The organism is Propionivibrio sp., from assembly GCF_047602565.1.
Taxonomy (GTDB): domain Bacteria; phylum Pseudomonadota; class Gammaproteobacteria; order Burkholderiales; family Rhodocyclaceae; genus Propionivibrio.
On sequence record NZ_JASGGX010000001.1, the window covers coordinates 108,974 to 121,655 of the forward strand.

10 protein-coding genes are annotated in these 12,682 nt (G+C 69.6%); 8 read left to right on the forward strand and 2 right to left on the reverse strand.

Annotated features, from left to right (window positions below; translation table 11 throughout):
• Positions 1–101: 101 nt before the first annotated feature.
• The 3 genes from QM701_RS00550 to QM701_RS00560 all read left to right on the forward strand — a co-directional run bounded on the left by QM701_RS00550 (position 102) and on the right by QM701_RS00560 (position 6,055).
• Positions 102–548: a PRC-barrel domain-containing protein gene (locus tag QM701_RS00550; protein WP_415165165.1), complete on the forward strand. Its 447-nt coding sequence runs from the start codon at positions 102–104 to the stop codon at positions 546–548.
• A 186-nt stretch (positions 549–734) separates the two neighbouring features.
• The gene (locus tag QM701_RS00555) at positions 735–3,356 is read left to right on the forward strand and encodes a diguanylate cyclase (RefSeq protein ID WP_415165166.1); all 2,622 of its coding nucleotides are present in this window, start codon (positions 735–737) and stop codon (positions 3,354–3,356) included.
• A gap of 296 nt (positions 3,357–3,652) precedes the next feature.
• A complete protein-coding gene (locus tag QM701_RS00560; protein ID WP_415165167.1) occupies positions 3,653–6,055 on the forward strand; it encodes a catalase in 2,403 nt (800 codons plus the stop codon).
• Between the two features lie 29 nt (positions 6,056–6,084).
• Here QM701_RS00560 and QM701_RS00565 read toward each other — a convergent pair whose 3' ends face one another.
• Positions 6,085–7,461: a sigma-54-dependent transcriptional regulator gene (locus QM701_RS00565; protein WP_415165168.1), complete on the reverse strand. Its 1,377-nt coding sequence runs from the start codon at positions 7,459–7,461 to the stop codon at positions 6,085–6,087.
• A gap of 211 nt (positions 7,462–7,672) precedes the next feature.
• Here QM701_RS00565 and QM701_RS00570 point away from each other — a divergent pair, with 211 nt between their 5' ends.
• The 5 genes from QM701_RS00570 to QM701_RS00590 all read left to right on the forward strand — a co-directional run bounded on the left by QM701_RS00570 (position 7,673) and on the right by QM701_RS00590 (position 9,715).
• Positions 7,673–7,945: a hypothetical protein gene (locus QM701_RS00570; RefSeq protein ID WP_415165169.1), complete on the forward strand. Its 273-nt coding sequence runs from the start codon at positions 7,673–7,675 to the stop codon at positions 7,943–7,945.
• A gap of 3 nt (positions 7,946–7,948) precedes the next feature.
• Positions 7,949–8,428 carry a phage holin family protein gene (locus tag QM701_RS00575; RefSeq protein ID WP_415165170.1) on the forward strand — a complete coding sequence of 160 codons (480 nt, stop codon included), beginning with the start codon at positions 7,949–7,951 and terminating at the stop codon, positions 8,426–8,428.
• Positions 8,425–8,847, forward strand: coding sequence for a hypothetical protein (locus tag QM701_RS00580; RefSeq protein ID WP_415165171.1), 423 nt, complete (start codon positions 8,425–8,427; stop codon positions 8,845–8,847). The genes QM701_RS00575 and QM701_RS00580 overlap by 4 nt, the downstream gene beginning before the upstream one ends.
• Positions 8,844–9,338, forward strand: coding sequence for a DUF421 domain-containing protein (locus tag QM701_RS00585; protein ID WP_415165172.1), 495 nt, complete (start codon positions 8,844–8,846; stop codon positions 9,336–9,338). Before QM701_RS00580 ends, QM701_RS00585 begins: the two co-directional genes overlap by 4 nt.
• A 65-nt stretch (positions 9,339–9,403) precedes the next feature.
• Positions 9,404–9,715, forward strand: coding sequence for a hypothetical protein (locus QM701_RS00590; protein WP_415165173.1), 312 nt, complete (start codon positions 9,404–9,406; stop codon positions 9,713–9,715).
• Here QM701_RS00590 and QM701_RS00595 read toward each other — a convergent pair.
• Positions 9,699–12,677: an ATP-binding protein gene (locus QM701_RS00595; protein WP_415165174.1), complete on the reverse strand. Its 2,979-nt coding sequence runs from the start codon at positions 12,675–12,677 to the stop codon at positions 9,699–9,701. The two genes, QM701_RS00590 and QM701_RS00595, sit on opposite strands and share 17 nt — an antisense overlap.
• Positions 12,678–12,682: the final 5 nt, after the last annotated feature.

The window sequence follows — 12,682 nt, forward strand, 5'->3', positions numbered from 1 at the left end:
GCACGGCACGGCGCTTGCCGGAAAGGCGGTGAACTGCAGCGGACACCGCGCCGCTGGCAGATTCAACCCTCCGCAACTTTCATTCATGACAGGAGAACGCTATGACCATTTCATCTTCAGGCGACTGCTCGCTGACCGGTTCGCGTCCGGCGATCGTCGGCACGCCCCGGGACATTCCCGACGGTCCCGGCCCCGAAGTCATGGCGGCCAGCACGCTGGACGGCAATGACGTGATCAACGGCAAGGGCGACAACCTCGGCTCGATCAAGGAAATCATGCTCGACGTGCCGAGCGGCCGCGTGGCCTACGCCGTGCTGTCGTCGGGCGGCCTGCTCGGCATCGGCGACAAGCTGTTCGCCATTCCGTGGCGGGCGCTGACCCTGGACGTCGAGCGCAAATGCTTCATCCTCGACATCGACGCCGAACGCCTCAAGGCCGCGCCGGGCTTCGACAAGGACCATTGGCCGTCGATGGCGGACACCACCTGGGCCAGCGAAGTCCATTCCTACTACGGCCAGGAGAACTACTGGGAACCGCGCGGCCTCTAAAGAGCAACCGACCCCGGCGGGATGCGCGACGGATATCGCGCTCCCGCCGCTTCCCTCCCTTGCACTCCCGCCACATGGCGGGGATGAAAGGCCGCGCCCTGGCGCAACGCCGACGCCGGAGCCGCATCGATTCGCCACTGGCGGACAGGAAGAAGTGCCTATGCCGACTCCTCCCGGCTGATCTTCATGCTAGGCGCGTGTTGTCCCTGGACTTTCGACGCCGCCTTCATACTGGATACGCTCGCCTGCGTCTGTCTCGCCAGCCTGACGGCGCGTTCCGGAAGCACTCCCTTCGCCCGCCTGTCCATCTGCGTCGCCCTCGTCGCCGCGCCGCTCCTCCTGCTGCTGGTTTTGCCGCCCACGGAATGGGGTTACGCCGGGCTGTGGGCCGCCGCTTTCCTTGCCTTTTCGTCCATCCTCGCGGCCCTGGCCGCCGGCATGCACGGGGCCGCCCGCCCGCGCTCGCCGTTCACGCGCATCTCCGGCGCGCTGCCGTTGTTCGGCGCCGCGCTGTTTCCCTACGTTCATGCGCTGCTCATGCGCCTGTCCGCGCTGGCGCCCGCCGCCCCGGTCCTGGCCGCCGATCTGCTGCTCGTCCTCGCCGCCGTGCTGGCGCTCCATGGCGCCGAAGCCGGGCCGTGGCGGCGGACCGCCGCGGTGCTGGCGCTGGCCGCATCGGGCTTGCTCGCCCGCCTGCCGCTGCCCGCCGCCGCCTCCGGCATTCCCGCCGCCATGCCGCCCGGCGCGGCGGCAGCGGGCATCGCGCTCGACATGATGGCGCTGGTCGCGCTGTTCCTGCTTCTCCGCCATCTGCTCGATCAGGAAATCCGCCGGCGCGGTTCCGGGCTGGCCGACCTGCGGGCCGCCAACGAGGATCTTTCCCTTCGCCTGCGGGTCCTGCTGGACGAGCACCAGCGCCTGCAGGAACACCATGCGCAACAATGCGAATGCCTGATGGATTGCGCCGGCGCGGGGTTCGTCGATTGGGACCTGCCGAGCGGCACCGTCCGGATGGGCGGCCCCTGGGCCACGATGCTGGGCTATGACGAGCGCAGTCCCGTGGATCAGTTCGCCGATCCGTGGCTGCGCCTGTGCCATGACGACGACAAGCGGGACGCGCAGCGTTTGCTGGCGGAACTCGTCGGCGGACTGCGCAAGGAAGTCCTTTGCGACGTGCGCATGCGCGCGGCCTGGGAGGGCTGGCGCTGGGTGAGAATCCACGCCCGCCCCGTCGAATGGTCGGCCGACGGCATGCCGCGGCGCATTCTCGCCACGCAGACCGACGTTGACGTGCTGCGCAACGTCGAGCAGGTCCTGCGCTCCGAACGGCGTCTGTTCATGTCCGGGCCGGTGATCATCCTCGCCTTCGAGGCGGAACCGCCTCACCGCCTGCGGGAATTCTCGCCGAACCTGCACGACGCCCTGTCCATGCCGGAAGGGCCGTCGGCCGCCGGCCTGACGCTCGGCAAATTGTTCGATGCGGAAACCTGCGGGTGGATCAGGGAGCTTGGCCAGCGGCCGGGCGACCGCGCCGGGTCCTCCGCGCAACGCCACGTCAGGCTGGCGCGCGGGGACGGGACCCGTCCGTGGTACCTGCTGCATCTGGCCACCGGCGGCGCGGCGAACGACGATCTGGTGCACGCCTACCTGGTCGACATCGACCTCCTCAAGGAAACCGAGCGGCGCGCGGCCCGGCGTGATCAGGCGTTGCAGGACGTGGCGCGCGAAATGAACCAGACCCGCCATTTCATGCGGACCCTGCAGCAAACCACGGCACTGCTGCACCTCTGCGAAAACGAGGACCAGGGCTGGCAGATCGTCAGCGACAACGGATTGCGCCTGTTCCCGGCCTGGAGCGGCGCGCTCACCTTCACCGACGATGACGGGCTGACGGGAGTCCGCGCCGCCTGGGGAGAAGCGTTCATTCAGGCGGGTTCCGCCACGCCGGGCAAGTGCTGGGCGGAGCGCCGGGGCCGGCTGCACCAGTGCGCTCCCGACGCCTCCGGTCCGCTGTCGCTGATGTGCTCCCATTTCGTCCGCTGCGGCCTGAACCGGCGCGTCCGGCATGCCGTCTGCGCCCCCTTGCCGATCAGCGAGGATCGTTCCGGCGTCCTGCATCTGGTTTCCTTCGAGGCGATGAACGAGTGGGAACTGCGCCGGGCAGGGTGGGCCGCGGAAGCGCTGGCCGACGCCCTCAAGATGTCGCTGGCGAACCTTCGCCTGCGCACCGCGCTCCGCCAGCAGGCGGTCAGCGACGCGATGACCGGACTCTACAACCGCCGCTATTTCGACGAGATGATGCGCCGGGAACTGAATCGGGCCCAACGGACCGGCGAGAGTCTCGTCCTGGCGATCATCGACATCGACGACTTCAAGCAATTCAACGATTCCTTCGGCCATGAGGCGGGCGACAGGGTGCTCAGAGTCGTCGCCGACGAGATCCGCCGCTTCGTCCGGTCCTACGACATCGCCTGCCGGATCGGCGGCGAGGAATTGGCCATCATCATGCCGCGCGTCCTGGTCGACGAGGCGAGCGCCCGCCTGGAGGAGCTTCGCCACCAGATCGGCCTCCTCGACGTGGCGCATGCTGGCATCCGGTTGCCGCCGATCTCCGTGTCGATGGGCCTTGCCGCCATGGACCCCGACAGGCCGGACGACCTGCAGCACCGCGCCGACATGGCGCTGTATGCCGCGAAACGCACCGGCAAGAACCGCATACGATGCTGGGAGGCGGCCCTCGATCCTCTTGCCGGGAATCGGAAGCCGCCCGATCGAACCACGGACGGCCGGCATGCGGCCGATGAGTAGAACTTGCGGCATTTCTTACCGGGCGACACGTTCCCGAGTCCGGCGGTCCCGTCCGCTTTCTCCGCTCTTCCGCGCGCGGCGCATGCGATGCGGAGCACGCGCGCCGACGGCGTGGGCGGCATGCGTTTTGCCGACTGTTCTCCGATGATGGCAAGCGCACTCCCCTCGGAGAAATCTTCCCGGGCGTCAAGACGGCGTTGAAAGACAGGACACTGATCCCGGGGCGCGGGCGGAGCATGCCGGCGGCGCCGGCGCCATCTTTTTTCGAACCTCCAGCCGATGCGAAGGAAAAGCCCATGACTACCCGCAAGAAATCAGGCCAGGACACCCCCGATACGAACGCCAAGCCCCGGCGGCGCGGCGAAACCCGGCAGGAAAAGAAGGAGGCGGCCGAGATGCCCCTGCGCTCCAACGACGTCACGGCGGAGCAGGGGCACGCGGCCAGCGCGCTGGCCGCGTCCGTGCCGTTCAACCGCCTGAAGGCGCTGGAGCACGGCCACGACAACGCGCTGGCGCCGCCCGCGGGCAGCGCCATGGAACCGGCCGCCGCGCCCCTGACGGCGAGCACCTGCTCGGAGATCAACGGCACGGTCAAGACGGGCGGCGCGGCGGCCCCCGGCATGAACGCGGCGATCGCGCCGCTCGACCGCGTGCGCGCGGACGGGGGAGGGCAGCGGCTGACCACCAACCAGGGCGTGCCCGTCGCCGACAACCAGAACTCGCTGAAGGCCGGGCTGCGCGGGCCGGCGCTCCTGGAAGACTTCATCCTGCGCGAGAAGATCACGCACTTCGACCACGAACGCATTCCCGAGCGCATCGTGCATGCGCGCGGCTCGGGCGCGCACGGGTTCTTCCAGGCCTACCGGGCGCTGGGCGAATACACGCGCGCCGCGCCGTTCGCGGCCGAGGGGAAGATCACGCCGGTATTCGTGCGCTTTTCCACGGTCGCTGGCGAGCGCGGCTCGAAGGACACGGCGCGCGACGTGCGCGGGTTCGCGGTCAAGTTCTACACGGAAGAGGGCAACTGGGACCTGGTCGGCAACAACATGCCGGTGTTCTTCATCCAGGACGCCATGAAATTCCCGGACCTGGTGCACGCGGTGAAGCCCGAGCCGCACCACGGCATGCCGCAGGCCGCCTCGGCGCACGACACCTTCTGGGATTTCGTGTCGCTGATGCCGGAATCGACGCACATGCTGATGTGGCTGATGTCGGACCGCGCCATCCCGCGCAGCTACCGCATGATGCAGGGCTTCGGCGTGCATACCTTCCGGCTGGTCAACGCCGACGGCGCGTCCGTCTTCTGCAAGTTCCACTGGAAGCCGCTGCTCGGCACGCACGCGCTGGTGTGGGACGAAGCGGTGAAGATCTCCGGCGCCGATCCCGATTACCACCGGCGCGACCTGTGGGAGGCGATCGAGGCGGGCGACTTCCCCGAATGGGAGCTCGGGCTGCAGATCTTCACCGAGGAGCAGGCCGAGGGCTTCAGCTTCGACGTGCTCGACGCCACCAAGCTGATTCCCGAGGAACTGGTGCCGCTGGTTCCGGCCGGGCGCCTGGTGCTCAACCGGAACCCGGACAACTTTTTCGCCGAGACCGAGCAGGTGGCGTTCTGCGCCGCGCACGTCATCCCCGGCATCGACTTCAGCAACGATCCGCTGCTGGCCGGCCGCATCCATTCGTACGTCGATACGCAGATCTCCCGCCTCGGCGGCCCGAATTTCCACGAGATTCCCGTCAATTCGCCGGTCGCCGCGGTGCACAACAACCAGCGGGACGGCATGCACCGGCAGGCGATCCATCGCGGGCGCGTGGCCTACGAGCCGAATTCGCTGGGCGGCGGCTGCCCGCACCAGGCCGGGACGGCGGGATTCGTCTCCTTTCCGCAGCCGGTGGCCGAGGACAAGGTGCGCGGCAAGCCCGAGAAATTCGCCGAGCACTACGCGCAGGCCACCCTGTTCTTCAACAGCCAGAGCGACGTGGAAAAGGAGCACATCGCCGCCGCCTTCCGCTTCGAGCTGAGCAAGGTGACGGTGCCCGCCGTGCGCGAACGGATGGTGGCTTCGCTGATCAACGTGTCGGCCGAACTCGCCGCGGAAGTCGCCGCCGGGCTGGGCATGAAGCTGCCGGCGGCGCTGCCCGTGGCCGCCGCCGCGCCGCCGACGCCGGAGGTGGAAGTCTCGCCGGCCTTGTCGCTGCTGGCGCTGCCCGGCGAATGCGGCATCCGCACCCGGCGCGTCGCCCTGCTGATCGGCGACGGCGTGCATGGCGCCTCGATCGGCGCGGTGCTGGCGGCGCTGGACGCCGGGGGCGCGGTCGGGCATCTGGTCGGCGGGCACGTCGGGAAATTCGTCACCGACACCGGTGCCGAGATCGAGGCCGACCGCTCGCTGGAGAACTCCCCGTCGGTACTGTTCGACGCGCTGGTCCTGCCCGACGGCGCGCGGACGGCCACCGCGCTGGCGCTCGATCCCCACACCACCGCGTACCTGTCGGACGCCTTCAGGCACGGCAAGCCGATTCTCTGCCTGGGCTCGTCGCAGCGGCTGCTGGAAATGGCCGGCATCCCGGAGCCGCCGACCGGCGACGGCCGCGTGCTGGTGAGCGGCGGCGACGAGGTCGACGGCATCCTGCCCCGCTTCATCGCCGCGCTGGCCGCGCACCGCCTTGCCCCGCGCGGCCGTCCGCCGCAGCCGTGAACGGACGCGCCGGCCGCGCGCCGGGCCGCCTAGCGTTCCCCGGAATACTCCTTGAGGCGGTTGTAGAGCGTCTTCAGGCTGACGCCGAGCGCCGCGGCGGTGCGCTCCTTGTGATGATTGAAATGTTCGAGCGTGGCCATGATCAGGTTGAACTCGGCCTCCGCCATCGAGGTGCCGATGGGAATGGTGATGCTCGGCGGCGCATCCGACGGCTCGGGCGCCGCGAGCGGCGGGGCCGCCTCGGAGGAGGGCTCGCCGGCCGGCAGCCAGTCGTCGCCGACGATTTCGCCCGGCGCCATCACGTAGGCGCGATGCACGAAATTGCGCAATTCGCGCACGTTGCCGGGCCAGGCGTATTCGGCGAGGCGCTTCAGCGTTTCGGGAGAGAAGCGCTTGACCACGCCTTCCTTCTTGTTGATCTCGGCGAGGAAATGCTCGGCCAGGATGGGCAGGTCGTCGCTGCGCTCGCGCAGGGGCGGCACCGCGATGGGAAAGACGTTCAGCCGGTAATAGAGATCCTCGCGCAGCTTGCCGGCTTCGATGGCCAGCTTGGGCGAGCGGTTGGTGGCGGCGATCACCCGCACGTCGGTGTCCTGTACCTGCGTCGAGCCGACGCGCATGAAGGTCCCCGTTTCCAGCACGCGCAGCAGTTTCACCTGCAGTTCGAGCGGCATTTCGGTGACCTCGTCGAGGAACAGGGTGCCGCCGTTGGCGCGCTCGAAGAAGCCCTGGTGCTGGCGGTCCGCGCCGGTGAAGCTGCCTTTCTCGTGGCCGAAGATCTCGCTTTCCATCAGGTTCGGCGAGATGGCGCCGCAATTGATCGCCAGGAACGGGCGCGTGCGGCGGCGCGACAGGTCATGCACGCTGCGCGCCACGACTTCCTTGCCGGTGCCGCTTTCGCCGGTGATCAGCACGGTCACGGAAGTCACCGCGACGCGGGCGATCTGCTGATAGATCTCCTGCATGCACGCCGAGCGGCCCCACAGGTTGCCGAAGTGCCCCTCGCGCGCCAGCTCCTCGTTGAGGGTTTCCACTTCGGTCTGCAGCATCGCCGGCTGCGTCACCGTGGCCAGGATGTTCTTCAGGTGCTTGACGTTCAGGGGCTTGACCAGATAATCGGCGGCGCCCAGGCGAAAGGCCTGGATCGAGGTCTCCAGGCTGGCGTAGCCGGTGATCAGCACCACCTGCGAATGCCGCAGCAGTTCGGGATCATCGAAGAGTTCTATGCCGCTCCCGTCGGGCAGCTGCAGGTCCAGCAGCACGATGTCCGGACGCTGCAGCGTGATCTGTCGCCGGGCCTCCAGCAGGGAAAACGCCGTAGCCACGGTGAAGTTCTCGGCGGCGACGAGCACCGCCATCATTTCCGCCGAATCCCGGTCATCGTCAACGATCAGTGCGTGGGGCATCGGAAACATCCTGTCTCAAGTTGAAACGGAGAATGACATGCGCTTTTCCCCGGAAGAAGGGCGCCGCGCGCGCCGGGGGGATGGCGCCTGTGCTGATTTCGCCATAGGGACATCGCCGTCCAGGAAAAGTGCCTCCGATCATGGGCACAGGATTTGCCTCGAACCGTTACGCCGAAAGGCGGCTGTGCCGACTCTTTCCTGGAGAAGCAAGATGACGACGAATACGGATTCTATACTCGGTTCCGGCAATGGGGATGACAACGCGCCCGAACGGGACGCGGACAAGGCGAACCCCGCGATCGACCGCCTGCGCGAAAAGGCGAGCTGCGCCAGCGAGGCGCTGCGGCATGGCCTCGAAGACCTCGGCGAACTGCAGGACCGCTGTCTCGACGACTGCCGCGCCTGCGTGCGCGAACACCCGCTGTCCTCGGTGCTGATCGGGGTGGCGGCGGGCCTCATCCTGGCGCGCCTGCTCTTCCGCTAGGCCATGCGCCCGCAGGGGACGGAAAGCGGCGGCCGGCCGCCGCGCGGGGCGGCCGGGGAGGCGAGCCGCGCCGGCCCGGCGCCGCGTTCGGCGCGGGAGGCGCTGGGCTGGCTGCTGGAGGACGTGCCGGGGCTGATCGGCGACCGCGTGCGCATCTTTTCCCTGGAGCTCAGGCGCGTGCGCCTGTCGGCCGGGCAGGTGGCCCTCCTGGGCGCGGCGGCGGCCATCCTCGGCCTGACCGCGTGGCTGGCGGCCTGGGTGCTGCTGGCCGTCGCGCTGCACGCCGGCGGACTGTCCTGGGCGGCCGCGCTGGCGATCGTCCTGGCGATCAACGCGCTCGGCGCCTGGCTGGCGCTGCGGCGCATCGCCGCGCTGGCGCGGGCCTTCGCCTTTCCCGCCACCCTGCGCAGCCTGGGCATCGCCGAGGCGCCGGCGCGGCAGCCCGCGCCGGCGGCCCCGGAAAACGCGGCGAGGCCGCTGTGAACGAGTCCGCGCCCCGGCACGCTGCCCATGCGGCGCCCGCGTCCGCCGACGAGCTCGACGCCGCGCTCCGGGAGGCTGAACTGGTCATGCTCCGGCGCGACGAGCGCGTGCGGCGGACGCTCGAACGCCTCACGCGCGGCGCGCGGCTCGCCGGCTTCGGGCGCGTCGCGCTGGTCCTCGCCGCCGGCGCGGCGCTGTGGGGCCTGCGCGCGCTGTTCCGCGGCGGACGCGGCGGCAGCTCCGGCGTGGCGCTCGCCGACCGCGTCGGGCCGCTGCTGCCGCCGCAGTGGCAGGGCGTGTCCCGCCTCGCGCTCAGTCTGGCGGCCACGGCCGCCGGCCAGTATTTCGCCGCGCGCCGGGCCCGCCGCGCCCGCGCCGGCGCGCCTCCCGACGTGCCTCCCGACGTGCCGCCGCCATGAGCGAGCTGTTCACGTTCACCCTGCCGCCGCTGGAAATCGTCGTGCGCGGCACGCTGGTCTACTGGTTCATCTTCCTGCTGTTCCGCCTGCTGCTGCGGCGCGACGTCGGCGCCATCGGCATCGCCGACGTGCTGTTCCTGGTGCTCATCGCCGACGCCTCGCAGAACGCCATGGCCGGCGAATACAAGTCGGTCGCCGACGGTTTCCTGCTGATCGCCACCATCGCCGGCTGGAACTACCTGCTCGACTGGGCGAGCTACCGCTTCCCCGCCTTCCACCGCCTGATCGAGCCGAAGCCCCTGCTGCTGATCGAGAACGGACGCCTGCGGCGCGACAACATGCGGCGCGAGTTCATCACGCTGGAAGAGCTGGAAGCCAAGCTGCGGGAGAAGGGGATCACGCGCATCGAGGACGTGTGGCAGGCCAACCTGGAAAACGACGGCGAGATCAGCCTGGTCAAGAAGGAGCAGGCCGGCGCCCCAGCCTCCTGATCCGCGCCGCCGCCGGGAATGGGGCTTGCCCGTTCCGCTCGGCGTTTCTTGTCTGGAGAGCGGCTATGGCGAAGAAGGCATCCTCAAGCAAACTCACCGCGCGCAGGAAGGCGGCGCACCGGCCGCCCGCGCCGGCCGGCCCGCGCGGCGGATCGCCCGGCGCCTGGAGCGACGAGGAAATCGAAGCGACGTCGCGCGATTCGCTGATGGAGGAAAACGTGGACATCGCCCCGGAGGACGCGGCCAGCTCCGCGCCGCCGGCGCCGGAAGCGATCGAGGTCGATCCCCCGGATACGCCGGAGGATACGTCCGGCGCGGAGAGCGAGACCGGCAGCGCACGCCCGGCCGGCCGCGAGCGCCCTAGTCGTCCAGGATGATCCGCATCAGCTTGCCGACGGGCACCGGCTTGAGGAGGTGCTCGTCGAAGCCGGCGGACAGCGCCTTCTGCCGGTCGCTCTCGTTGCCGTAGCCGGAGAAGGCGACCAGCTTGCCGCGGAAGCCGCTGCCGCGGCATATGCGGGCGATCTCGTAGCCGGTGAATTCCGGCAGGCCGATGTCCACCACGGCCACGTCCGGAGCGAGCTGCAGGATCATGTCGAGCCCGCCGCGGCCGTCGTGCGCGCCGAACACGGTATGCCCCTCGGCGCGCAGCAGCTCGGTCAGGCTGGCGACGATGTCCTCGTTGTCGTCCACCACCACGATGCGCCGGGGCCGGCGGTGGCCGGCGTCGCCCGCGGGCGGCTGCTCGCGCAGCACCTGCGGCTCGATCGCCGGCAGGGTCACCCGCATCAGCGTGCCGGTGCCCGGCGAGCGGTTGCCCGCCACGATCCGCCCGTGATGCATCTCCACCAGCCGCCGGACCAGGGTGAGGCCGATGCCCAGGCCGCCGCCCCGGCGGTCGAGGCTGCGCTTGCCCTGGATGAACAGGTCGAATATGCGCGGCAGCAGCTCCGGCGGGATGCCGGGGCCGTTGTCGGCGACCTCCAGCACCGCCTCGCCGTCCTCGCGCGCCACCCGGACGTCGATGCGGCCGCCGGCCGGCGTGTATTTCACCGCGTTGATCACCAGGTTGTTGACGATCTGCTCCATGCGCGTGGCGTTGCCCTCGATCCAGGCCTCGTGCAGGTCGGGCACCACATGGTGCTCGCGCAGCTCGCCGGAGAGGGCCAGGGTGTTGACCACCCGGTCGGCCAGCGCGTCGAGCGCCAGCGGATAGCGCGGCATCTCGACGCGGCCGGCCATGACCCGCGACACGTCGAGCAGGTCGTCCATCATGTGCGAGAGGTGGCGGGTCTGGCGGGCGATGATGCCGCGCGCCGTGCGCGCGATCTCGGTGTTGCCGTCAACCTGGTTGAGCACTTCGGTGCTGCAGCCGATCGCGGAGAGCGGATTGCGCAGTTCGTGCCCGAGCATGGCCAGGAACTCGTCCTTCGAGCGGTTGGCCGCCTCGGCCTCGCGCCGCGCCTCCTCCGCCCGGGCGACGAGCGCGTCGCGCTCGCGTTCCGCGATCTTCTGCTCGGTCATGTCCACGGTCACGCCGACGATGTGCTGCGGCTTGCCCTGGTCGTAGATGATGCGCAGGCGGCTCGACAGCCAGCGCGACGAGCCGTCGGGCAGATGCACGCAGTAGTCGACCTTGCCGATCTCCTCGCCGGCGGCGACGCTGCGGCGCACGGTGCGCAGGGTGCGCCGCCAGTCCTCGCCGTCGATGCGCCGCGTCCAGGCCGCGAGCGAGCCGAGATCCTGCGTTTCCGAGAAGCCGAAGAGCATCGACTGGCCGGGCGTCCACACCACGCTGCGCTCGTCGACCACGTACTGGAAGAAGCCCACGTGCCCGGTCTCCTGCGCCAGATCGACCAGGCGCTGGCTTTCCCGCAGCTTTCGCTCGGCGATCAGCAGGTGTTTTTCGGAGAGCTTGCGCGCCGTGATGTCCATGACCGCGCCGACCGCGCCCTGCGGCTGGCGGCGCTCGTCGAGCAGGGGGATCGCGCTGGCGATGACGAAGATCGGCTCGCGGCCCGGCGCCCGGACTTCCAGCTCCATCCCGGTGATCGTCTCGCCGCTGGCGGCCGCGCGCTGCAGCGGCTGCTGGTCCGGGCGCAGGAGCACGCCCTGGTAGAGCACCGCGGCCTCGTCCTGGCGCTCCGCGCCGCCGAAGAGCTTGCTCATGGCCTCGTTGTGGGTCACGTAGCGGCATTCGCGGTCGTGGGCGAAGGCCAGCCCGATGGGGCTGCCGAGCAGCACGGCCTCGAATTCGGCCGCCTTCTTTTCGAGCAGCTCGCCCTTCCGGCGGATCAGCTCCCGGTTTTCCTCCTCCTGCCGCCGCGCCTCGGCCAGCGAATCGCGCAGGATGGCGATCTCGCGCACGGCGATGGTCTCCGAGCTCATGGAAATGTCGTGGCCGGCCAGCCGGCGCAGCGGCTTGATCAGCTTCTGCGCGACCAGGAAGGAGATGAGGAAGCCCAGGCCCAGGCAGCTGCCCACCGTGGCGATCGCCATCAGCAGCGTCTTGGCGTGGATCACGTCCAGCGGCCGGGTCGGCATGCCCACCGCGACGATCCAGCCCGACGCCGGCACGGTGGCCCAGCCGACCAGCGAGGTGTCGTTCTCCACGGTGACCAGCTTTTCCAGCCCGGACGGGCGGCTGCGCATCAGCGCCTGGTTGGCCTTGGCCACTTCCGTGCCGATGAATTTCTCCGGCATGCGGTTGCGCGCCATCATCCGGAAATTGCGGTCGATGAGGGCGGTGCGGCCCGGCTCGGCCGGCGCCGAGTCCATGATGATCCGCTGCCAGACGGTGAACGACAGGCGCGCCCCCAGGTAAAGGCGGGTTTCGCCGTCGATGATCACCGGCACCTCGATGGCGGTGGCGAAGGTGCCGTCGTCCTCGCGCAGCAGGTTCGAGACGGCCCACTGGTGCATTTCCGGCGCGCCCTGCGCGGCGGAGGGCGGGGCGCCGTCGGGATGCGCCGAATCGAGCAGCATTTCCCCGGCGGCGCTTTTCAGGTAGATGCTGTTCCAGCCCTTCTTCAGCAGCGGCTGGCGGCGCAGCAGCTGCCCGAAGGCCTGGTAGTCGCCGTGCTGGATGTCGTCCTGGTAGCTGAGGATCTTGAGCACGTCGACCGACGACTGGATTTCCCGGTCCACGCTCTGGCTGATCGACGCGGCGCTCTGCACCACCTCGTCGAGCAGGCGCTGCCGGTTGATGTTGGACTGCACCCACACCTGCCCGGACATCAGCAGCGAGATGGGCAGGGCGGCGATCAGCATCACCGCCAGCACGTAGGTGCGGATCGAGGCGGTCGGCAGATGACAGAGTCGGCGGATCGAGTTGAGCACGCTGT

Coding starts and splice junctions, on each gene's coding strand:
- QM701_RS00590 (WP_415165173.1), top strand. CDS start 9,404: ATGGCGAAGAAGGCATCCTCAAGCAAACTCACCGCGCGCAGGAAGGCG.
- QM701_RS00585 (WP_415165172.1), top strand. CDS start 8,844: ATGAGCGAGCTGTTCACGTTCACCCTGCCGCCGCTGGAAATCGTCGTG.
- QM701_RS00570 (WP_415165169.1), top strand. CDS start 7,673: ATGACGACGAATACGGATTCTATACTCGGTTCCGGCAATGGGGATGAC.
- QM701_RS00555 (WP_415165166.1), top strand. CDS start 735: ATGCTAGGCGCGTGTTGTCCCTGGACTTTCGACGCCGCCTTCATACTG.
- QM701_RS00550 (WP_415165165.1), top strand. CDS start 102: ATGACCATTTCATCTTCAGGCGACTGCTCGCTGACCGGTTCGCGTCCG.
- QM701_RS00560 (WP_415165167.1), top strand. CDS start 3,653: ATGACTACCCGCAAGAAATCAGGCCAGGACACCCCCGATACGAACGCC.
- QM701_RS00565 (WP_415165168.1), bottom strand. CDS start 7,461: ATGCCCCACGCACTGATCGTTGACGATGACCGGGATTCGGCGGAAATG.
- QM701_RS00575 (WP_415165170.1), top strand. CDS start 7,949: ATGCGCCCGCAGGGGACGGAAAGCGGCGGCCGGCCGCCGCGCGGGGCG.